Origin of the sequence: Mesorhizobium sp. M0663 (assembly GCF_040320585.1) — a bacterium.
GTDB lineage: Bacteria > Pseudomonadota > Alphaproteobacteria > Rhizobiales > Rhizobiaceae > Mesorhizobium.
Genome location: NZ_JAMYPX010000030.1, coordinates 1 through 21,584 on the forward strand (window position 1 = coordinate 1; position 21,584 = coordinate 21,584).

Below are 21,584 nucleotides of genomic sequence, written 5' to 3' on the forward strand. Positions count from 1 at the left end.
CTCTGTCGCCTTCGGCGACATCTCCCCCTCGGGGGGAGATTACGCGCTCACACCGCAATCCTTGGCCGTCCCGACGCCACCGCCACGACGTGCGCCTCGATGAACATGCGCTGGCCCTCTACGGTGGAGACGCGGAACTCGCTGGCGATTTCGATCTCGGCGCTGTCGGTGCCGGCGTCCTTCGCCCGCCCGGCGGCAATCGCCCGCACATCTTTCTCCGCTGCGGCGATCGCCGCTGCTTCGTCGTTGAAATCGCGCACGCTTTCACCGGAGGCAACGCGGAACAGCCCTTCCTTGGGCTGGCTGACCCGCGCCTCGGCCGATACCCGCACCTGGCCGACGACGGCGCCAAGCGCGTTGGCGACGTCGGTATCCTGCGGCACCACGCATTCATTGCCGACCAGCTCGGCCAGGCCGGCATAATGCAGCGGCGCCGAGGCGCCGAGGCCGATGACCGGACGGTCGAGGGCGACGCTCAAGCGGGCGATGCCGGGATGCGCGTCGACGGCGCGCTGGACCAGGGCATGGGCGACGGTCGCCGCGCCATCCAGCCCGTCCTCGGCGAAGGCGGTTTCGAGGATGACTTCGGCCGACAGGCGGGTCAGCGCGGTCAGCACCCGTTCCGAGATCGCCTCCGGCGAGGCGGCGATGAACTGGCCGCGGCCGTCGCGCCTGCGCGCGAACAGCTCGGCACCCAGACGCGCCGCGGCCGCATCCCAATTGGCCTGCCTGCCCAGCACATGCGCGGCGTCCGACGGCGTGAAGCCGGCGACATGCACCAGCCCGCGCGACACCAGCCGGTTCAAGGTGGCGTTCTGGGCGTTCGAGGACAGCAATCTGTCGAGAGCCTGCGGCACGGCACCAATCAGCTCGTAAAGCTTGGCTTCGGCACCGGTCAGTCCGGCCGCCAGCCGCTCCGGCACGCCGGTGCGCACCGCCAGCCGGCCATCCATGCGGCCGGGGTTGGGCGCGCGCAGTTGGCGTTCGAGCTCCGCCGTGACGGCCTCGCCATGCATCAAGCCGGCCAGCGCCAGCGGCACCAAGCGGCGCGGGCCGAGCAGGATCTTCGGGCTGAGCGCGCCGTCCTCCAGCGCCACTTCGGAATCGCCGCCGAGGCCAAAGGTGCGCATGGCGACGGCCTCGACCATGGTGCGGAACCCGCCGACGGTGGCGCCTTCCGGATCAAGTCGCGGCCGGCCCTTGTCGAGCACGGCGACGTCGGTGGTGGTGCCGCCGATATCGGAGACCACGGCATCGTCGAGGCCGGTCATGTGGCGGGCACCGACGAGGCTGGCGGCCGGGCCGGACAGGATGGTCTCGATCGGCCGCTGGCGGGCAAAGGCGGCCGAGACCAAAGCGCCGTCGCCGCGCACCACCATCAGCGGGGCGGCGATGTTGCGCGCCGCCAAAAAGCCTTCGGTTGCCGCGACCAGCCGGTCGATCATCGAGATCAGCCTGGCGTTGAGCAATGTCGTCAGCGCCCGGCGCGGGCCGCCGAGCTTGGCCGACAGTTCGTGGCTGGCGGTGACCGGCAGGCCGGTCCTGTCGCGGATCAGGTCGCGAGCGGTAAGCTCATGCGCCGGGTTGCGGGTGGCGAAATAGGCGCAGACGGCAAAGCCGGACACCGACTTTTCCAGTTCCGGCAAAGCTGCCTCCAGCCCGGAAAGATCGAGCTTTGCCGCATTGCCATGGACATCGTGGCCGCCGGGGCAGAACACCACCGGGTCGGTGCCGAGCGCCGCCTTCAGCCCGTCGCGGGCAAGGTCGCCCTCGGCAAAGCCGATCATCACCAGCGCCACGCGGCCGCCCTGGCCCTCGACCAGCGCATTGGTGGCTAGCGTCGTCGACATAGACACCAGTTTGATCGCTGCCGGGTCGGTGCCGGCCATTTCGAGCACCGCATCGACCGCGCCGGAGATGCCGACCGCCAGATCATGGCGCGTGGTCAGCGCCTTGGCCTTGGCCAGCACTTTTCCGCCGGGGCCGCCGGCTTCCGACCACAGCACCGCGTCGGTATAGGTGCCGCCGGTGTCGATGCCGAGGAACAGGGGTGAGGGTTTGGGCTTGGCGGTCATATTTGGGTCCGGAGAATTCGTCTCCGCCCCTTAGCGGATATGAACGGGCCGATAAAGGCACGAGCGCTGGGCCACCAGGCGATGATCGTGGTGACGGCCAATCTCCCCCCTCGTGGGGGAGATGTCCGGCAGGACAGAGGGGGGCGCGAAGGATCGCCGGCCTTGCCGCGATCTAAGGCACCTCGGCGAGCCCAGCCGCAATCACAATATGCTGGCAGACATTGTCGATGTCGCGGATGATGTCGTCGTTCCAGAAGCGCAGAACGGTCCAGCCATCCTGTTCCAGGCGCACTGTCCTTGCTTCGTCTCTGACAACAGCATCGGCTTCGGTATGCTGGGAGCCGTCGATCTCGACGATCAGTTTCTTGTCCGGGCAAGCGAAGTCGACGATGTAACCTGCGATTGGGAATTGACGCCGGAAGCCGAGTCCCACCAGCCGGTGCGCACGAAGCTCGTTCCAGAGCTTCAATTCAGCTGGTGTCATGACCTTACGCATCGATCGCGCATTTGCGCGGTGTTTTGAAGGCAATGGCGTATGAGGCATTGTACTGCTGACATTGGCGCTCTACGGCGCCCCCCTCTGTCCTGCCGGACATCTCCCCCACGAGGGGGGAGATTGGCAGCTGTGCCGCCTACCCCACAAACCCCACGCGCTTGTGCGAGCCATCGCAGAACGGCTTGTTGGCGGAGTGGCCGCAGCGGCAGAGGAAGGTGCGTTGCGTACGGTCGACCGTGTGGCCGGTGCCGGTGACGATTTCGACATTGCCTTCGAGCTTGAGCGGGCCGTTGGTCGTCGGCGTCACGGTCAGCGGGCCATTCCGCACTTCCAGCGCCGGCGCGTCTTTCAGCGCCGGCTCGCCGGTGGCGGTGAAGCCGGCCTTGGCGTGGCTGCCGTCGCAGAACGGCTTGTTTTCCGAAGCGCCGCAGCGGCAGAGCGTCGCGCGGTAAGACGTTTCGCCGCCCAGCACGATCTCGGCATGGACGGCCAGCGGGCCGTTTTCCCTGATGCGCACGGTGTTGACCACCGGCGGCTGTTCCTGCGGCCCGCCATCCTTGCGGACATAGGTGATGGCGCCGGACGGGCAGGCTTCGGCGAGCGCCACGATCTTCTCGACGCTGGCCGCATCCGGATGGATCCACTGGCCGGGCGCGTTGGGCACGAAAACATGCGGATCGCCAAGCACGCAGTTGCGCGAATGGATGCAGCGTTTTCCCGAAAAGCCGATGTCGATCTTCTCGCCTTCGACCACTGCCATGGGTGGGTCTCCTGTCGGACTACGCTATGGCGACAGTCAGGACGACGTCAAGGCAGCATTCTCCCCCTCGTGAGGGCCGACCTCGGGCGCGGCGGTAAGGGAATTCGCATTTTTTGCGCGCAGCACCACATTTTGTTCTTGCTTTGTGCCGGCAGCTATGCTACTAATTTGCGTATGGTGCTAATTGGCTCCAACGACCCGCCTGCCGAGGCGGGTTTTTTGTTTCAGCTTTGAAATTCCGGCGTTTCCGGCCTGACGTTGGCGGGACGCCCCTGCCCGCTTTGCGCTGGCTTCTCCCCCATAAGGGTGGAGCAATCGCCTATGAAGTCCCCCGGCCGCGGAGCCTGCCCTCGGGCTGCGGAGGCAAGACTCGTGGGCGGCCACCTTCTTCCCGCCGGGGAGAAGAGCCTGGCGCAGCGCAGGCGACCTCCTCTCCCCTCGGGGAGAGGTCGGATTGCCCCGAATTGCCCTTCACAATTCGGTTGGCAATCCGGGTGAGGGGGCACTTGCCCATACGCGATTGCCCCCCAACAAGAGACGGGCAACTCACGGAACCAGATCGATTTCCTCGGTCTCGCCGCCACTGCAGGTGTAGCAGCAATCGTCGCACTTTTCCGTATTGCCGGGGCCGACGCCCCAATAGGTATTCTCGTCGCCATCGACCCAGGCGCCGTAGCAGATCGATTCGCCGTCACTGCAGGACAGCGGGATCGCCTTGGTCTCGCCGTCGTTGAGATAGTAATCCTGATTGTTGCCCGGCCAGACATGATCGCGGTCCTGGCTGTAGAGCTCGACGCGCATGGCGTTCGGATGGCTGTTCTTGATCTCGAAGGTGACATCGCCGGCATGCGCGACGGGCGCAAACAGCGTGACAATGAACAGCGACGCGGCGACGCGGCGCGCGAAAGCGTAGGACGACATGATGATTTCCCCCCGGAATGAAGCGGCCTGCCCGGCCGCGAGCGAGAACATGGCATGGCGGCGGGATGGGTGGAAGGGGGTGCGCCATTTGCACATCGCGAAAGCGCAGCGTTGCCAAGGAAGACCCCTCTCCGGTTTGCTTCGCAAACCACCTCTCCCACTTCGTGGGGCGAGGAATGCCAATCACCGAAGCCTCACAAGACCTGGGTTCCTCGCCCCCACAAAGTGGGGGAGAGGTGGCCGCGAAGCGGCCGGAGCGGGGGCGGTCCGACCGGGCTCAACGGCCAGGCTTCAGCAGTGTCCAGATCCAGCCGATGAATGTAAGCACCAGGAAGGGATATCCGGCAGCGGGCAGCGGCTCTGAGGTCGGCAGCAACGGCGCCCCCCAGAGGATCAGGCCCGCCGACGCAACAAACAGCAAGGCGGCCACGACAGCGGTAAGCCGCATCCACAGCGCGAAGGTTTTCGGCGCGCTGACCATGACCAGCGCCGCCGCCCAAAGCGAGATACCGCCGACATAGGAGGGCACGCTGGCCTCAAGCCCCGCCGCATTGCCGGAGAGCAGCAGGCTCTCGCCGGCGAGAAAGGTCAGAAATCCGGCCGCCACCCAGTCATTGCCCTGCCGCTGATATTTCATCGTCAGCAGCGCGGTCGCCACCACGAGCGCTGTGCCGTCGATCGTCCAGAGTGTTTCGCGGAGGGACGCGCTCTCGACGAAGGTGCCGGCGAGCCCGAAGGCGCCGCCCATGGCGAGGCCGATCGCGGCGACGATGTCCAGAGTGGAGCGCATGTGATGTCTCCCCGAAGCCGCAAGGATACTTCAAGGCGGGACATTCTCCAATGATGGTCCGCTGTCCTGAAGGGTCGCAATGGCCGGCGCGTATCCAGCTTGCTGACCTGTCGCACGCTTCTGCCCAATCCCACCATGCAGCTTCAGCGCCGCGCTGGCGGGGGGCCCGCTGCCTCCGGCAGCTCCCCCGCTTTCGAAGCCTGCCATCGATTCACTGGATCGATGGCTTGGCGCGCTGTGCGCGCCAACCGGCTTCTCAATCCCCCATCTTCAGCGCCTGGATAAACGCCTCCTGCGGTATATCCACCTTGCCGAACTGCCGCATCCGCTTCTTGCCCTCTTTCTGCTTGTCGAGCAGCTTGCGTTTGCGCGAGACGTCGCCGCCGTAGCATTTGGCGGTGACGTCCTTGCGCAGCGCCGAGATGGTCTCGCGCGCGATGACCTTGCCGCCGATCGCCGCCTGGATCGGGATCTTGAACAGATGGTGCGGGATCAGCTCCTTCAGCTTCTCGCACATCTGGCGGCCGCGCTTTTCCGCCGCCGTACGGTGGACCAGCATCGACAGCGCATCGACCGGCTCTTCGTTGACCAGGATCGACATCTTGACCAGGTCGCCCTCGCGATAGTCGGTGAGGTGATAGTCGAACGAGGCGTAGCCCTTGGAGATCGACTTCAGCCGGTCGTAGAAGTCGAAGACCACCTCGTTGAGCGGCAAATCGTAGATCAGCATGGCGCGCTTGCCGACATAGGACAGGTCGGCCTGGATGCCGCGCCGGTCCTGGCAGAGTTTCAGGATGCCGCCGAGATAGTCGTCGGGGGTGAGGATGGTGGCGCGGATCCACGGCTCCTCGATGGCCGCGATCTTGACCACGTCGGGCATGTCGGCCGGGTTGTGCAGTTCCTTTACCGTGCCGTCGTTCAACAGCAGGCGGTAGACGACGCTCGGTGCGGTGGCGATGAGATCGAGATTGAACTCGCGCTCCAGCCGCTCCTGGATGATTTCGAGATGCAGCAGGCCGAGGAAGCCGCAGCGATAGCCGAAGCCAAGTGCGGCACTGGTTTCCATTTCAAAGGAGAAGGAGGCGTCGTTGAGGCGCAGCTTGCCGACGGCGGCGCGCAGATCCTCGAAATCGGCGGCGTCGACCGGGAACAGGCCGCAGAACACCACCGGCTGTGCCGGCTTAAAGCCCGGCAGGGCTTGCGCCGTCGGCCGCTTGTCCTCGGTGATGGTGTCGCCGACGCGGGTGTCGGCAACCTCCTTGATCGAGCCGGTGAAGAAACCGAACTCGCCGGGGCCGAGCTCGTCGACATTGATGCGGGCTGGCGTAAAGACGCCGGTGCGCTCGACCAGGTACCTGGCGCCGGTGCCCATCATGCGGATGGTCTGGCCCTTCTTCAGCACGCCGTCGATGATGCGGACCAGCACGATGACGCCGAGATAGGCGTCGTACCAGCTGTCGACCAGCATCGCCTTCAGCGGGGCCGTGATGTCGCCCTCGCGCGGCGGCGGCAGATCGTTGACGATGGCTTCCAGCACGTCGGGAATGCCGAGGCCGGTCTTGGCCGAAATCAGCACGGCGTTGGAGGCGTCGATGCCGATCACCTCCTCGACCTGTTCGCGGATGCGCTCGGGCTCGGCGGCGGGCAGGTCGACCTTGTTCAGCACCACGACGATCTCGTGGTTGTTGTCGATCGCCTGGTAGACATTGGCCAGCGTCTGCGCCTCGACGCCTTGCGAGGCGTCGACGACCAGCAGCGAACCTTCGCAGGCGGCGAGCGAGCGCGACACTTCATAGGCGAAGTCGACATGGCCGGGCGTGTCGATCAGGTTGAGGATATAGTCCTCGCCATTGTTGGCGCGGTATTTCAGCCGCACCGTCTGCGCCTTGATGGTGATGCCGCGCTCGCGCTCGATGTCCATCGAGTCCAGCACCTGCTCCTTCATGTCGCGCAGCTCCAGCCCGCCGGTCGACTGGATCAGCCGGTCGGCAAGCGTGGATTTGCCATGGTCGATATGGGCAACGATGGAGAAGTTGCGGATGTTTTTGATCGGCGTGGTCATGCGGCGCGCTTTAGCAGGGGCACGCTACATCGGCAAGCGGCGGGGCGCGGGTGCGGCGGCGGGGCGGCAAAGTCGTTAAACTTTGATCCATGAGATTAGAGCATAGTTCGCGCCCGGCGTGATAGCCACTGGCCATCGCCGTTTCGGGGGGATCGGAATGCCGTTGTCAGCACGCAAATTTCTCAAATCGGTGAGCGGCTCGTTCGCGCCATTGCTCGCCATCTTGCTTATCCCGATGGTTGCCGCATTGGGTTTTTCCATCGACTATACCTCTGCGGTTTCAACCAGGGCATCGATGCAGAACGCCCTCGATGCAGCGTCGCTGTCGATCACGACGCTTGCGACGGACACCTCACTGGCGGACCGCCAGGTAAAACTGCAGGAGGCATACCTGGCCAATGGCGGGCAAGGCACGGCCAAGCTCGACAGCTTCGTCGTCGCCACCGACGGCGCCGCCAGCATCAAGGCTTCGGCCGGCTTTGCCATGCCGACGAATTTCATGCAGATCGCCAGGATCAACACGGTGCAGGTCGGCGTTGCGTCGGCAGTGACAAAGCGGCCGGCATTGGTGCAAGCCACGTTCAAGGTCGACAAGATCTCTGGCTGGTGGGACAAGACGGTGACGCTCTACGGCACCAAACCCGGTGACGCGGCGGCCAACAAGCTGATGAGGATCTCCTACGCGTACAACAGGTTTGGCGATCCCAAAGGCTACGGGACGTCCTCTGTTTACACGATCAACGGAACGACGGAGACGCTGGTCCAGAAACAAGTATGCACGACCGTCACGGTGACCAGCTTCTATGGCTTGCCCACCGGCACAATCACTCAGATCAGCGGTACCAGGAAATACGCAACCACCTGCGTCAACACGATGTATCCCGCGACCGGCGCCGGTGCGGTGATCGACGTGAAGGACATGGATAACCTGTCTCTGGAGATGAAGATTCCGAATCCCAATCCTGGTCTTGGCGGCGGCTATCTGGCCTCGGGCACGAAAGAAACCCTGCGATCGGACGATCCGGCCACGTCCGACCGATTGTTTATCGACAAGGTCAAGACGCTGGCCAATAAGACTGTCGACATCTTTGAGGCCGTGCCGTGCGGCATCACCAGCAGTCAAGCGTGGGAAGATGGCGGATCACTTACCAACAACACCATAGACGATGCCGATTTTTCCTATTTTGTGACCGGCAAGTGCGCGTTCAACAAGCGGCCTTCGGAAACCGTGCTCACACAATAGGGGCGACTTGAGTGCCGATCTCCCCCTTGTGGGTCCTCAAGGGGGGAGATCGGACATCCCCTCGGCTCTCGCTAATGCTCTAGGAACTCGGACTTCTCCTCAATCACGAAGCGGTGATGCTGTAACGAACCGTGTGTCGGCGGCGAAGTGTGGACATGGAACCGCACAGGAGAACAGCGATGACCGGATCGAAACGCAGCACAGCCCTGATGGGGCTCGCCGCGGCACTGTTTTCCGCGACTGTGCTGTCGGCAACCAGCGCGGCCGCCGGCCAGACGCTGACCGTCGTAGAGCTGTTCACCAGCCAAGGTTGCTCGTCCTGTCCGCCGGCCAACGCCAATCTGATCAAGGTCAAGGACCGGCCCGGCGTGCTGGCGCTGTCCTTCAACGTCACCTACTGGGACTATCTCGGCTGGAAGGACACATTCGGCAAAGAAGAATTCACGCAGCGCCAGGTCCGCTATGAACCGTCGCTCGGCCGTTCCGGCCCGTTCACGCCGCAAGTGGTGGTCAACGGCAGGGCCGATGCCGTCGGCGCCAGGCCGGGCGAGATCGAGCAGCTGATTTCGAGTGGCGGCCACGCTGACGGACCTTCGTTGTCGCTCGCCGGCGGAAAGGTCAGCATCGGCGCCGGTCCGGTGCCCGGCGGCAGGGCCGATGTCTGGCTGGTGCGTTACGGCAAGGGCGTCGTCGAGGTGCCGGTGGCGCGCGGAGAAAACACCGGCCGCACGCTGCCGCACGCCAATGTCGTGCATTCGCTGACCAGGCTGGGCAGTTGGACCGGCGACGCCACCGCACTGCCGCTGCCGGCGGCGACGGGCGGCCTCAGCACAGCGGTGCTGGTGCAGGTGCCGGGCGGCGGGCCGATCCTCGCTGCCGCAGCGAATTAGAACCCGTTCCGAAATTTGCGCAACGCCGCAGCGGCGCCGCTGCATGCCGTCAACCCCTGCCAAACCCTAGGAGATCATCATGACCAATCCTTTGACCAATCGCCCGACCCTGGCGGCACTCGCCTTCGCACTTTGCTCGACGGCGCTGTTCGCAGGAGGCGCGGCGCGGGCCGAAGATGCGATGAAGCCGGCGAACGCCATGGCAACAAACGCCATGAAACCGGCAACGGACGCAATGAAGCCGGCCGGCGCCATGGCGGCTGACGCGATGGCCACGACCGCGATGAAGGCGACAGATCCGATGAAGGCGGACTGCATGGCCAAGGCCGCCGCCGAGACGGACGCCATGAAGAAAGCCGAAGCGACCAAGGCCTGCGATGCCATGGCTCTGGCCAAATAGGCGATGCGCACAGCAATGTGAGAGCCCGGCGGACCTATCCGTCGTATAATCCACACCAGCATCATGGGAGATCAGACATGACCGGAGCCGTGAAACGATCGTCGATTTTCGCAAAAGCAGCACTTGCCGCGCTCATCCTCACGGCCGCCGCGGCCGTGTTCTGGCAGACGCCGGCAGTTTCGGCCGAAGACGCGGTGGTGATCCCGCCGCCGGCAATGGACGAGAAGGCCACCGCCGGCACCGAAAAGGCGGTCTTCGCCGGCGGCTGCTTCTGGGGTGTGCAAGGCGTGTTCCAGCACGTCAAGGGCGTCACCAGCGCCGTTTCCGGCTATACCGGCGGCGACAAGGACACGGCCGTCTATGAAATGGTCGGCACCAGCCGGACGGGCCATGCCGAATCCGTCGAGATCACCTACGAGCCGTCCGAGGTGACCTACGGCCAGCTGCTGCAGGTGTATTTCTCGGTGGCGCACAACCCGACGCAACTGAACTACCAGGGCCCGGACAGCGGCACCCAGTACCGTTCGACGATCTTTGCCGAAAACGACGCACAGAAAAAGATCGCCGAAAGCTACATCGCCCAGCTCGACAAGGCCAAGGTGTTTCCCAAGCCGATCGTGACGACGCTGGAGACCGGCAAGACCTTCTATCCGGCCGAGGACTATCACCAGGACTTTCTGACGCTCAACCCGACCTATCCCTATATCGTCTACAACGATTTGCCCAAGGTCGAGAATCTGAAGCGGCTGTTCCCCAACCTCTACCGCGAAAAGCCGGTGCTGGTGCTGGCCGCCAACAAGAGCTGAGCTTTTGCGGGGGGCCTGCTGATCTCCCCCCTTGAGGGGGAGATGGCCGGCAGGCCAGAGGGGGTCGGTTCGGTTGGCGCGACGCGGTCCAGCATATCGAGGAAGACGAAGTTGGCACTCCACGCGCGGCGACCCCCTCTGTCGCTTTCAGCGACATCTCCCCCTCAAGGGGGGAGATCAGCAGTTTCCGCGCTTCGCACTACTCCCCCTTTTTCCAGGGCAGGCTCCAGCGCACCTTCTCCAGCGTCGCCTTTGCCACGGCCGAGTCCGGGTCGGGCTCTGTCTCGCGATAATGCGCCGAGCCCTCAGGCGGGTAGGCAAGTGTATTGTTGAGGGCGGATTTGTCGATCTGGCTGAAGTCGGGGAAAGGCAGATTTTGCGCCTCGCGCCAATCGCTGACCCTTTTCTCCGCGGCGATGCGTTTTTCGTCGTCGACCGGAAGGTCGGTGGCTCTGTATTCCAGTGACGAAGGGAAGGCGAACTGCGCGCCGGCATCATCCATGATGTTGATCATGGACAACAGAATGTCCTCGCGGATGGCTTGAAAATCGGCCACGTCGGCGGTTTTGATATAAGTGAACACGTCGATATCGAGCGAATAGGCGCCGAAGCCGGCAAAGCGCACGCGGCAGGGCTCATCGGTGACGCGCGGATGGGCAATCAGCAGCTTGCGCAGCTCGGCCAGGACGTAACGTAGCTGATCGGGCGTCGTTTCGTAGCGCAGCTGCAGCGTCGTCGCGAACCGGGTGCGATCGCGATGCGCGTAGTTCTCGATCTGCATGCCGGCGAAATCCGAGTTTGGCACCGAGATGATCGTGCGGTCGAGCGACCGGATGCGGGTGGAGCGCATGCCGATATGCTCGATCGTGCCGGACTGGTCGCCGAACTTGCAGAAGTCGCCGACGCTGACCGGCCGATCGGCATAGAGCGTCAGGCCGGAGAGGAAGTTCTGCAGCGTCGGCTGCGCGGCCAGCGCCACCGCCAGACCGCCGATGCCGAGACCGGCGATGACGCCTTCGTAGGGGATGGCGAGCACTTCGGCCAGCAGCAGGAAGGCGACGACCAGCACGGCGACGCGCGCCACGCCGGTGGACAGCGAAATCAGCGTGTCGTGATAGCCGGGCACCTGCCACAGTCCACGGTAATGGTCGGCGACCTTGCCGATCAGGTGCCAGACCACCGGCACGGCGCCGATCACGACCAGGCTCCAGGCGATTGCCTTGACCGGGGCGGCGACCACTTGCGGCAGACCGAGCGGGCGCAGCGTCAACAGCAGGAAGAAGCCAAGCACGATCGAGCGCACCGCCCATTCGACAATGCGGAAGAAGGCCGGGCTGTCCGTCCTTCGCACAAACAAGGAAATCAGCGCATTGGCGATGAAGCCGAAGACGATGCCGGCCAGTGCGGCAAGGCCGAGCATCGACCATTGCCAGCGCTCCATCGGGCCGGCGCGGGTGAGCAGGCCGGGGCTGATCTCGCGGGCGAGGCCACGGGCGATGAAGAACGGGTCGGTGCTGGCGAAGGCGGCGAATTCCGGCGCCACCGGCACGTCTTCGACATCGGCGTAGAGCGCGCGGATGTGGGCGAGCGTCTCGGGCGTGAACTGCCAGATCTTGCCCTTCTCAGTCTCGACCGGGCCGATGACGATGTTGCCGACGGGATGCTCGAAATAGACGAAGGGGGTGTTGCTCTTCGGATCGTCGGGGATCTCCTGCCAATAGACGTAGCCGATGCGGTCGATGACCTTTTTGAGATAGCGCTCGAGCAGGAACGCCTCGTCGCCACGCACCGCCTGACTGTAGTTGCGCAGGTCGAGCGCCGCCTGCGCCGGGTCGCCGGCTTCGGTGAGGCCGCTCAACAATACCTTGAACGTGTCGCGCGGCGAGGCGAGCCTGCTCGGATCGTCGACCATGTCGACGGCTTCGCCACGCGCTTCCTGGAATTCGGCGAGCTTGGCCTGGAGCTGGGCAAGTGGCGGCCCGACGATGAACCAGTCGCCATTCTTGCGACGAAAAGTGACGTCGAAGGAGATCCTGGTGCCGTATTGCGGCAGCGTCGCCGTCACCTCGTCTCCGGAAATCGCATCATGCGGCATGCTCCACAGACGGAACGTCGCGTTGTCGATGACGGTGAACAGAAGCTTGGTGTAATCGGGCATGTTGAGGCCGCCGCGGTCGGCCTCGGTGACGTCGACGAGACCCGCTGCCAGACCGGCAAGACCCATGCCGCCACCGGTGGCGCGCGGCACATTGTCGGCGCCGCTCTCGTTCATTGTCTGCAGGAACGAGCGCATGGTGCTCATCGGGCTCGACTGGTCGACACGGACGTCCTCGACGGCGCTGACGCGCACACCTGTCCACCATTCGGCGGTGGCGGCATCGAAGCGGCCCATGAAGCTGCCGCCGTCAGGCGATTGGACGAAGGTGAAGGCGCCCTGGCGGTCGCCTTCGAACCAGTGGCCGACAAGCTTGTCGCCTTCGGCCTTGGCCTCGATACGGCCGTTATAAAGCGGGTACACGCCCTTTACGTCAGTGCCCGTCTGCTCGAACTTGATCTGGGCGCCGCCGCCGCGCCACTTCGTGTCCCACACGCCCGTCCAGTTGGCCGCGTCCTGGGCATGCGCCTGCGGCATGGCCGGCAGCAGGCCGGCAAGCGCGAGTGCGCCGATCAGCGCGACCGTCCGGATCAGCAAAAGCAGCAGCCGATCCTGTCCTGCCGCAGAAAAGGGGTTCATTCTGTTGCCCTTCTTCTTGCCGGCGATTCTGCTGGGCCGGCCAGAGAAGGTTATTCCGCTTGAAGATGAATATTCTGTTTCAGGCGACGGCGATACCGGTCAGTCATAGGTCAGATCCGTCGCCTTGCCGGCGAACACCCGGTAGGCAAAGAACGAATAGAAGATGATGATCGGCAGCACGACGACCGTCCCGACCAGGATGACGGCCAGGCTTTCGGGTGCCGAAGCAGCCTGCCAGATGGTCAGCCGGTCGGGCACCACGAAGGGGTAGAACGACCAGGCGAGGCCGGCAAAGCCGAGCGTGAAGATCGCGGCCAATGTCAGGAACGGGAGCAGCGCGTGGCGGTCGTCGGGCTTCGGCAGATGGAAGGTCTGGCGCCACAGCCACAGGAACAGCACTGCCGACAGGATCGGCAGCGGCGACAAATAGAGCATGGCCGGCCAGACGAACCATTTGTCGAAGATGCGCGCGCTGGCAAAGGGCGTGGCCAGCGATACCGCGACCATGCCGAGCGCGGTCAGCACCAACGCCGTGCGCAGCCACAGCACCGCCTTCTTCTGCAGATCGCCTTCGGTCTTATAGATGACCCAGGCCGCGCCCATCGCCGCGTAGGCCGCGGCAAGGCAGAGCGCCACCAGCGCGCCGAACGCCATGCCGCCAGGGCCGACGTCGAGGCCGAGCACATAGACGCCGAGCATATAACCTTGCGCCAGCGAAGCGATGACCGAGCCGAGGAAGAAGATGCGGTTCCAGCGGTGCTTCCTGCCGGCCGGCACCTTGGCGCGGAAATCGAAGGCGACGCCGCGCAGGATCAAGCCGACCAGCAGCACGAAGACCGGAATGTAGAGCGCCGTCAGAATGGTGCCGTGCGCCAATGGAAAGGCGACCAGCAGCAAGCCCACCGCCAGCACCAGCCAGGTCTCGTTAGCGTCCCAGAACGGGCCGATGGCGGCGATCATCGTATCCTGTTCGGTGTCTTCGGCTGCGGCGAACAGGATGCCGATGCCGAGATCGAAGCCGTCGAGGATGACGTAGATCAGGATAGCGAGGCCCATCAGGCCGGCGAAGATCAGAGGCAGCAGGGTCGGCCAGTCGAAGCTCATGATGTTTCTCCTGGTTGCGCAACCGGCTGCGACAGCGGCCTGTTCATGACGCCCGGTAGCGGCGAGGTGTCACCATCCTTCGCCGCCTTCAATGCCAGATGCACCAACACGCCGAGATAGGCGATCAAGAGCAGCACATAGAGGATGAGATAGACCGCGAGCGACAGCGCGATATGGCTGCCGGCGACCGGCCCGACAGCATCGGCGGTACGCAGCACGCCGGTGACCAGCCAGGGCTGGCGGCCGATCTCGGTGGTGTACCAGCCGGCCAGCGTCGCCAGCCAGCCGGACAGCGCCATCGGCACCATGACAAGCGCCAGCGGCTTGGGCAGGCCGTGGCGGCGCTTGAGGAAGAAGGCCGCCGACCAGGAGACGGCGAGCATCAGGAGGCCGGTGCCGACCATGATGCGAAAGCCCCAGAACACCGGAAATACCGGGGGATGGTTGCCGGCATAATCGTTCAGCCCCGGTACGATGCCGCCGGCGCTGTGCCTGAGGATGAGGCTGGCGCCATCGGGAATGATGAGCTCGAACCTGTTCTCCTTGGCCGCTTCATCGGGAAGCGCAAACAGCACCAGCGGCACGTTGGGACCGGTGTTCCAGTTGGCCTCCATCGCGGCGATCTTCTGCGGCTGGTGTTCCAGCGTGTTGAGGCCGTGCTGGTCGCCGGCAAAGATCTGGATCGGGATCAGGATCGCGGCGGTGAAGACGCCGGTGCGCAGCGCCTTCCACATCGATTCCGAGCGATCGCCGTAGAGATAGCGCAGCGCCGACAGGCCGGCGACCAGGAACGAGACGGTCAGGCCCGAAGCAAGCAGCATATGGACGAGCCGGTAGGGCATGGACGGATTGAAGACAACGGCCCACCAGTCGGTGGCGTGCGCAACACCATCGCGCATTTCGAAGCCGGCCGGCGTCTGCATCCACGAATTGAGCGCGATGATCCAGAAGGCGGACAAGGTGGTGCCGCCGGCCACCAGCACCGTCGCCAGTGTATGGACGCGGTTCGAGACACGGCGGAAGCCGAACAGCATGATGCCGAGGAACGCCGCCTCGAGGAAGAAGGCGGTCAGGATTTCGTAGGCCAGCAGCGGGCCGGCAATGTTGCCGACCGTCTCCATATAGCCCGGCCAGTTGGTGCCGAACTGAAAACTCATGGTGACGCCGGAAACCACGCCCATGGCGAAGGACAGCGCGAATACCTTAACCCAGGTGAAATAAGCGCGCATCCAGGCGGAATCGTTTGTCGCGTTGTAGCGGAGCTTGAAGAACAGCAGCACCCAGCCGAGCGCGATGGTGATCGCCGGGAACAGGATGTGGAACGAGATGTTCGCGCCGAACTGTATGCGCGACAGAATGAGCGGGTCCATGGCGGCTCTGGCTGCTGCTTGTTTGTTGAAGGATAGACTTGATGCACCGGACGGTCAAAGCGGCGTCCCGCCGCGAGGCGGAACGCCGCAGTGCGGTTAATCTGCTTTTACGTGGAATTTGGCTGGACGACCGGGCAGGTGTTGCCTATTCCGGCGACCTCGATGGTCCAGAACTGTCAGGAGCGCCATTGACATCCGGATTTGCGAACCGACATTCAGCGGATTAAATCAACAACTCTGTTTCAAGCAGTCGTTTTCAGCCATGCAGCCGATCATCTCGATTTCCGGGGTCACCAAGACCTACGCCACCGGCTTCAAGGCGCTGAAGGAGATCAATCTCGACATCGTGCGCGGCGAGATCTTTGCGCTGCTCGGGCCGAATGGCGCCGGCAAGACAACGCTGATCTCGATCGTCTGCGGCATCGTCAACCGCTCGTCGGGTTCCGTCACCGTCGACGGCCATGACATCAACCGCGACTACCGCGCCGCGCGCAGTCTGATCGGGCTGGTGCCGCAGGAACTGACCATCGACGCCTTCGAGAGCGTGTGGGCGACGGTTAACTACAGCCGCGGCCTGTTCGGCAAGCCGGCGGACAGGGCGTTCGTCGAAAAGGTGCTGCGCGACCTGTCGCTCTGGGACAAGAAGGACGCCAAGGCGATCACGCTGTCCGGCGGCATGAAGCGCCGGCTGATGATTGCCAAGGCGCTGTCGCACGAGCCGCGCATCCTGTTCCTCGACGAACCGACGGCAGGCGTCGATGTCGAGCTGCGCCAGGACATGTGGGCGATGGTGCGCCGGCTGCGCGAAGACGGCGTCACCATCATCCTGACCACGCATTACATCGAAGAAGCCGAGGCGATGGCCGACCGCGTCGGCGTCATCAACCGCGGCGAGATCGTGCTGGTGGAGGACAAGGCCGAGCTGATGCGCAAGCTTGGCCGCAAACGGCTTGTGCTGGAACTGCGCAGTCCCCTGGCCACCGTTCCCGATGCTTTTTCGCACTACGCGCTGGAGCTTTCGCCGGATGGCGGACAGCTGACCTATACTTATGACAACCAGAGCGAACGGCCGGGCGTCGCCTCGCTGATCCGCGAGCTCGAGGCGGCCGGCATCCAGTTCCGCGACATCGATACGGAAAACAGCTCGCTCGAGGAGATCTTCGTCAATCTGGTGAGGAAACCGGCATGAACCCGCGCGCGGCCATGAATCTTCATGCGGTATGGGCGATCTATCGGGTGGAGATGGCGCGCGCCCTTCGCACTGTGCTGCAGAGCATCGTTTCGCCGGTCATTTCGACGTCGCTCTATTTCGTCGTCTTCGGTTCGGCCATCGGCTCGCGCATCACCGAGATCGACGGCATCAGCTACGGCGCCTTCATCGTACCGGGGCTGATCATGCTGTCGCTGCTGACGCAATCGATCTCCAACGCCTCCTTCGCCATCTATTTTCCGAAATTCGTCGGCTCGATCTACGAATTGCTGTCCGCGCCGGTGTCCTATCTGGAGATCGTCATCGCCTATGTCGGGGGCGCGGCGACAAAGTCGATCGTGCTTGGCCTGATCATCCTGGCGACGGCCTCGCTGTTCGTGCCGCTGACGATCGAGCATCCGTTCTGGATGCTCGCCTTCCTGGTGCTGACGGCGGTGACCTTCAGCCTGTTCGGCTTTATCATCGGCATCTGGGCGAAGAGCTTCGAGCAGCTGCAGCTGGTGCCGCTGCTGATCATCACGCCGCTGACCTTCCTCGGCGGCAGCTTCTATTCGATCAACATGCTGCCCGGCATCTGGCGCACGGTGACGCTGTTCAACCCGGTGGTCTACCTGGTCAGTGGGTTCCGCTGGAGCTTCTACGGCAAGTCCGACGTTTCGGTCGGCGTCAGCCTCGGCATGACGGTGGTCTTCCTGCTCATCTGCATAGCGATCGTCGCCTGGATCTTCAGGACCGGCTACCGGCTGCGCAACTGATCGAACGGGCCTCGTCCAGGCGAAGCAGCCTTATCGATCGACCTTTCCTTGCCGAAGGCGACATACGCCCGATGCCTGGAACCCGCGCTTGAATGCCTCGATCTTGCTTTTCATGCATTGTTATATATCATGTTATCGATGTTCATGGGATGAATTGACCTATGGAAGACGTCATACGATCGCTTGGCTTCCTGTGCCTGGGCAGCAGGCTGAAGCGTATAGGCGAGCAACTGCAAGCGGAGGCGCAGCGCCTGCTCGACAGGCTGGATGTCCCGGTTCAGGCGAGCCAATACCCGCTGCTGGCCGCGCTCGACAGACTGGGTCCGCTGTCGGTCGGGGAACTGGCGCAATCCCTTGGCATCGCGCAGCCAGGCGTAACGCGAAGCGTCTCGCTTCTGGCCGGATTGGGACTGCTCGAGGTCAGTCCGTCGACCGATGACCAGCGGCGCAGGATCGTCTCGCTTACTCGGGACGGCCGGCGGCTGGTCGATGTCGCAAAGCGCGACGTCTGGCCTTGCATCGAGAACGTGGTCGCGGATTTGTGCGCAGGTTTTTCGGGGCCACTTCTTGAGCAGCTGGCTGCCATCGAGGACGGCCTCGCCGCTGCCCCTCTCGACCGTCGTGTAAATAAGCCTGAGGGTGCCGCGCAATGAGACATCTGCTCGACCGCCCTATCTGGAGCGCGCTTCAGACGCGACATCGGGCCGTCGCGGAGGGTGACAACCTCGCCATGCGATATCGGCCGTCGATCGTCCCTTTCGCCGCCACTGGCGCGGACGACCCGGAAAGCCTGCGGGCGCTCGAAAAGCTTGTCTCCCCGGGCGAGAGTGTGATCCTGCTTCAAGCGGACGCGATTGCTCTGCCCACCGGGCTTTCCGCGACTTCGACCGCAGCCGGGGTTCAGATGATCGCCGAGCAGCCATTGCAGATCGTCTCCGACCCGCGCGTGCATCGTCTGACCCGAGACGATGCTGCTGAGATGCTCGCCCTGGCATTGCTCACCAAGCCTGGCCCATTCACGCTCGAAGCCTTGAGCCTGGGCGATTTTTGGGGTGTGAAAATCGAGGGCAGGCTTGCGGCAATGGCCGGCGAGCGCATGAAGCAACCTGGCTATACCGAACTCAGCGGGGTGTGCTCACATCCGGAATTTCGCGGCGGTGGCCTGGGCAAGCTGCTGTCCCTATTCGTGGCAAACCGGATAGTGGCGCGCGGCGAAGTTCCCTATCTCCACGCCTATGCCAGCAACGCCGCGGCCATAGCGTTATACGAGTCCATCGGCTTCAGGTTGCGAAGCACAATGAATGTCGCCGTGGTTCAGCGCAGCGAATGATTAGTCGGCGCCTGATGCGCAGCATGGATGCATCCCGTATCGGAAGGAAGGATTTCGTATGGCCGAAATCCTTCCTTGAGACTGCAAGACCTTGCTGCGTGTCAGACCGCGATCTTGCCGCCGCCTTGCCTGGTGATGGCAACGACCGCCGGGCGCACCGGCATGTCCGGCTTGAAGTCGGGCCAGCGCGTCGACAAATCCTCATAGTAGGACGGACGGCCGAAAGCCTCCCAGTCCTCGCCGCCGTCGCCCGGATGCTGGACGGCAACGAAGGCGGTCTGGTCGTCCGGCGCAAACAGGGGACCGCACATTTCGGCGCCGATCGGCACGCGGAAGAACAGCTTTGATGTCGCCCGTGCCGTCCCCTCCGTATCGACAGCCCACAGACCATCGGTGCGGCCGGTGGCTTTCGGGCCTTGGCCGTCGGTGGCGACCCAGAGGCGGCCGGCCGAATCGACCGCGCAATTATCCGGCATGCCGAACCAGCCATTGGCGGTGGTTGCGGTCGAGAAGGTGGCGCCGACGTCGGCCACAGCGGGATCGCCGCATTTCAGCAGGATTTCCCACCTGCCCTTTGTCGCGGTGAAATCACCGCCGTCCTCGACGATCTCGATGATGTGGCCAAAGGCATTTTCGGCACGCGGGTTGGCGGCGTCGACCTGGTCGGCCTTGCGCTTCGAATTGTTGGTCAGCATGACATAGACCCTGCCGTTGGTGGCATTGGGCTGGATGTCTTCCGGACGGTCCATCTTGGTGGCGCCGAGCAGGTCGGCGGCGCGGCGCGTCTCGATCAGCACGTCGGCCTGGCTGGCAAAGCCGTTCTCCGCCGTCAGCGGCCCTTGGCCGAAGACGATCGGCAGCCACTCGACCGAACCGTCGTCGGCAAACTTGGCGACATGCAAGGTGCCGTCGTCGAGCAAATCCATGTTGGCGGCGCGGTCGTCCGGATCGAACTTGCCTGTGGTGACGAACTTATAGACATAGTCGAAGCGCTCGTCGTCGCCGAGATAGAAGACGACACGGCCATCCTTGGCGACGATTGATTCGGCGCCCTCATGCTTGAAGCGCCCCATCGCGGTGCGCTTCCTCGGCGCCGAAGTCGGATCCTGGACGTCGACCTCGACGATCCAGCCGAAGCGGTTCGGCTCGTTCGGCTCCTTGCCGATGTCGAAACGGTCGTAATGCGCTGCCCATTCATAGGCACCTTCGGGAATGCCGAGGCGCTTGTAATTGGCGGCTTCCTTATGCCCCTGCGGCAGCTCGCCCGAGAAATAGCCGTGGATGTTCTCCTCGGCCATGACATAGGTGCCCCATGGCGTGACGCCGCCGGCGCAATTGTTGATGGTGCCGATGATCTTCGTGCCGGTCGGATCGGCGCTGGTCTTGACGCGGTCGTGGCCGGCGACCGGGCCGGAGAGCGCGATCTCGGTGTTGGAGGTGATGCGGCGGTTGAGCTTGCCGTCGCGAACGACCTGCCATTTGCCTGATACCTTGCGTATCTCGACGATAGTGCCGCCATGCGCCGTCATCTCGACGTCGACTTGTTCCTTGCTGAGGGGCGCCTGCTTGGCCTTGCCGTCGACGATGGTGACGAGGCCCGGAAACATCAGGTGCGGATTGGTGTATTCGTGGTTGACCACCAGCAGGCCGTGCTCGGCCGAGCCGTCGATCGGGATATAGCCGACATAGTCGTTGTTGTAGCCGAATTGTCTGGCCTGGGCTTCCGCCGACTGTTTTGTCGGATCGAATTCCGGCGAATCGGCGAACAGCGGATCGCCCCAGCGCAGCAGTACATCGGCGTCATAGCCGGGTGCGACGTGATGCTTGTCGTCGATGCCGGCCTCGAGCTCGTCAAAAGCGAAGGCGGAGCCTTCGGCGGCGCGGGCATTGTCGGCGGTGATCAGCGCCAGCGGGCTGACGGTAGCGGCTATGGCCGAGACGGCAAGCGAGCCCTTGAGGAAGCCCCGGCGCGAGAACCGCGCGGCGATGATCTCACCCATGGTGCGGTTGTTGGTGGGATTGGCTCCTGGCCCATCATTTTCCTCGAGCACGCTGGTGCGGAAATGGGCGTCAGGGGAGCGATGTTCGGTCATAGTGGGCCTGCCTCTGGCTGGATGGATTGCTGGAGCGTGTTGCCTGGCCAATCCGGTATCGCCGGCAGGTCACAGTTTGATGACATGCCGGCTAATTACCATCTGCGATTTCGTGTCCAACATCGGGCCCGCTTGACCGCGACCGGCGCTTCGGAAACAAGAGCTGCGGCAGGCGCGTAGGGACACATCGGGAGAGAACAAAAGTGAGTTTCTGGGGACTTGGGCAGCTCTGCGTTTCGACGGTAATCTTCCTGCTGGCGGCGATGGCCGCAAAACAGTGGGGGCTGGCGCCGAGCCTCGGCAAGATTGTGCTGACGTTGGCGCTCTATTCGCTGGGCAATCTGATCATGCTGAGGCTGATCCGTGAATTCGGCATGTCGGTGTCGTTCAGCCTGTCGGCGGTGATCCAGCTGGTGTCGGTGAATGTGGTGGCGCTGGTCTTCTTCGGCGAGCGCGTCAATGCCTTACAGGCAACCGGCATCGTGCTTGCCATCGCAGCTGTGGCGCTGATCACGCTCGGGCCCTATCTGCAAAGGCTGTAACTG

19 protein-coding genes are annotated in these 21,584 nt (G+C 63.8%); 9 read left to right on the plus strand and 10 right to left on the minus strand.

Features of this window, described 5'->3' with window-relative positions:
- Positions 1-47 precede the first annotated feature (47 nt).
- The 6 genes from NKI54_RS30155 to lepA form a co-directional block, all read right to left on the minus strand.
- On the minus strand, positions 48-2,075 hold the full coding sequence (locus NKI54_RS30155; protein WP_352636255.1) for a hydantoinase/oxoprolinase N-terminal domain-containing protein: 2,028 nt from the start codon (positions 2,073-2,075) through the stop codon (positions 48-50).
- A gap of 172 nt (positions 2,076-2,247) precedes the next feature.
- Positions 2,248-2,619 (minus strand): endonuclease domain-containing protein, encoded by a 372-nt coding sequence (locus tag NKI54_RS30160; protein WP_352636253.1) that lies wholly within the window; start codon positions 2,617-2,619, stop codon positions 2,248-2,250.
- An 88-nt stretch (positions 2,620-2,707) separates the two neighbouring features.
- Positions 2,708-3,331 (minus strand): CDGSH iron-sulfur domain-containing protein, encoded by a 624-nt coding sequence (locus NKI54_RS30165; RefSeq protein WP_352636251.1) that lies wholly within the window; start codon positions 3,329-3,331, stop codon positions 2,708-2,710.
- Positions 3,332-3,877: 546 nt separating this feature from the next.
- Positions 3,878-4,252, minus strand: coding sequence for a hypothetical protein (locus tag NKI54_RS30170; RefSeq protein WP_352571556.1), 375 nt, complete (start codon positions 4,250-4,252; stop codon positions 3,878-3,880).
- Positions 4,253-4,529: 277 nt separating this feature from the next.
- Positions 4,530-5,042 carry a hypothetical protein gene (locus tag NKI54_RS30175; RefSeq protein ID WP_352636249.1) on the minus strand — a complete coding sequence of 171 codons (513 nt, stop codon included), beginning with the start codon at positions 5,040-5,042 and terminating at the stop codon, positions 4,530-4,532.
- A 256-nt stretch (positions 5,043-5,298) separates the two neighbouring features.
- Entirely contained in the window at positions 5,299-7,104 is a 1,806-nt protein-coding gene (gene lepA, locus NKI54_RS30180; RefSeq protein WP_352636247.1) for a translation elongation factor 4, read from the minus strand.
- Between the two features lie 157 nt (positions 7,105-7,261).
- Between lepA and NKI54_RS30185 the strand changes: the two genes are divergently transcribed.
- The 4 genes from NKI54_RS30185 to msrA all read left to right on the plus strand — a co-directional run bounded on the left by NKI54_RS30185 (position 7,262) and on the right by msrA (position 10,443).
- Positions 7,262-8,347: a TadE/TadG family type IV pilus assembly protein gene (locus NKI54_RS30185; protein ID WP_352693329.1), complete on the plus strand. Its 1,086-nt coding sequence runs from the start codon at positions 7,262-7,264 to the stop codon at positions 8,345-8,347.
- A 179-nt stretch (positions 8,348-8,526) separates the two neighbouring features.
- Positions 8,527-9,237: a DUF1223 domain-containing protein gene (locus tag NKI54_RS30190; protein WP_352571560.1), complete on the plus strand. Its 711-nt coding sequence runs from the start codon at positions 8,527-8,529 to the stop codon at positions 9,235-9,237.
- 79 nt (positions 9,238-9,316) lie between these two features.
- Positions 9,317-9,637: a hypothetical protein gene (locus NKI54_RS30195; protein WP_352636245.1), complete on the plus strand. Its 321-nt coding sequence runs from the start codon at positions 9,317-9,319 to the stop codon at positions 9,635-9,637.
- Between the two features lie 77 nt (positions 9,638-9,714).
- On the plus strand, positions 9,715-10,443 hold the full coding sequence (msrA, locus tag NKI54_RS30200; RefSeq protein ID WP_352571562.1) for a peptide-methionine (S)-S-oxide reductase MsrA: 729 nt from the start codon (positions 9,715-9,717) through the stop codon (positions 10,441-10,443).
- A 199-nt stretch (positions 10,444-10,642) separates the two neighbouring features.
- Here the strand turns inward: msrA and NKI54_RS30205 are convergent, their stop codons facing one another.
- The 3 genes from NKI54_RS30205 to NKI54_RS30215 form a co-directional block, all read right to left on the minus strand.
- Positions 10,643-13,177, minus strand: a complete 2,535-nt coding sequence (locus tag NKI54_RS30205; RefSeq protein ID WP_352571563.1) for a mechanosensitive ion channel family protein — start codon at positions 13,175-13,177, stop codon at positions 10,643-10,645.
- A gap of 99 nt (positions 13,178-13,276) precedes the next feature.
- The gene (locus tag NKI54_RS30210; protein WP_352571564.1) at positions 13,277-14,281 is read right to left on the minus strand and encodes a cytochrome d ubiquinol oxidase subunit II; all 1,005 of its coding nucleotides are present in this window, start codon (positions 14,279-14,281) and stop codon (positions 13,277-13,279) included.
- Complete coding sequence (locus tag NKI54_RS30215) at positions 14,278-15,651, minus strand: cytochrome ubiquinol oxidase subunit I (protein ID WP_352591691.1); 1,374 nt, start codon at positions 15,649-15,651, stop codon at positions 14,278-14,280. The genes NKI54_RS30210 and NKI54_RS30215 overlap by 4 nt, the downstream gene beginning before the upstream one ends.
- Positions 15,652-15,913: 262 nt before the next feature.
- Between NKI54_RS30215 and NKI54_RS30220 the strand changes: the two genes are divergently transcribed.
- The 4 genes from NKI54_RS30220 (at position 15,914) to NKI54_RS30235 (ending at position 18,946) form a co-directional block, all read left to right on the plus strand.
- On the plus strand, positions 15,914-16,840 hold the full coding sequence (locus tag NKI54_RS30220) for an ABC transporter ATP-binding protein (RefSeq protein WP_352571566.1): 927 nt from the start codon (positions 15,914-15,916) through the stop codon (positions 16,838-16,840).
- A 14-nt stretch (positions 16,841-16,854) separates the two neighbouring features.
- On the plus strand, positions 16,855-17,616 hold the full coding sequence (locus NKI54_RS30225; RefSeq protein ID WP_352451914.1) for an ABC transporter permease: 762 nt from the start codon (positions 16,855-16,857) through the stop codon (positions 17,614-17,616).
- A gap of 161 nt (positions 17,617-17,777) precedes the next feature.
- On the plus strand, positions 17,778-18,269 hold the full coding sequence (locus NKI54_RS30230) for a MarR family winged helix-turn-helix transcriptional regulator (protein ID WP_023679020.1): 492 nt from the start codon (positions 17,778-17,780) through the stop codon (positions 18,267-18,269).
- Positions 18,266-18,946, plus strand: coding sequence for a GNAT family N-acetyltransferase (locus tag NKI54_RS30235; RefSeq protein WP_352636241.1), 681 nt, complete (start codon positions 18,266-18,268; stop codon positions 18,944-18,946). The genes NKI54_RS30230 and NKI54_RS30235 overlap by 4 nt, the downstream gene beginning before the upstream one ends.
- Positions 18,947-19,047: 101 nt before the next feature.
- Here the strand turns inward: NKI54_RS30235 and NKI54_RS30240 are convergent, their stop codons facing one another.
- Positions 19,048-21,039 carry a PhoX family protein gene (locus NKI54_RS30240; RefSeq protein WP_352636239.1) on the minus strand — a complete coding sequence of 664 codons (1,992 nt, stop codon included), beginning with the start codon at positions 21,037-21,039 and terminating at the stop codon, positions 19,048-19,050.
- A 203-nt stretch (positions 21,040-21,242) separates the two neighbouring features.
- Here NKI54_RS30240 and NKI54_RS30245 point away from each other — a divergent pair, with 203 nt between their 5' ends.
- Entirely contained in the window at positions 21,243-21,581 is a 339-nt protein-coding gene (locus tag NKI54_RS30245) for a hypothetical protein (RefSeq protein WP_023679017.1), read from the plus strand.
- Positions 21,582-21,584: the final 3 nt, after the last annotated feature.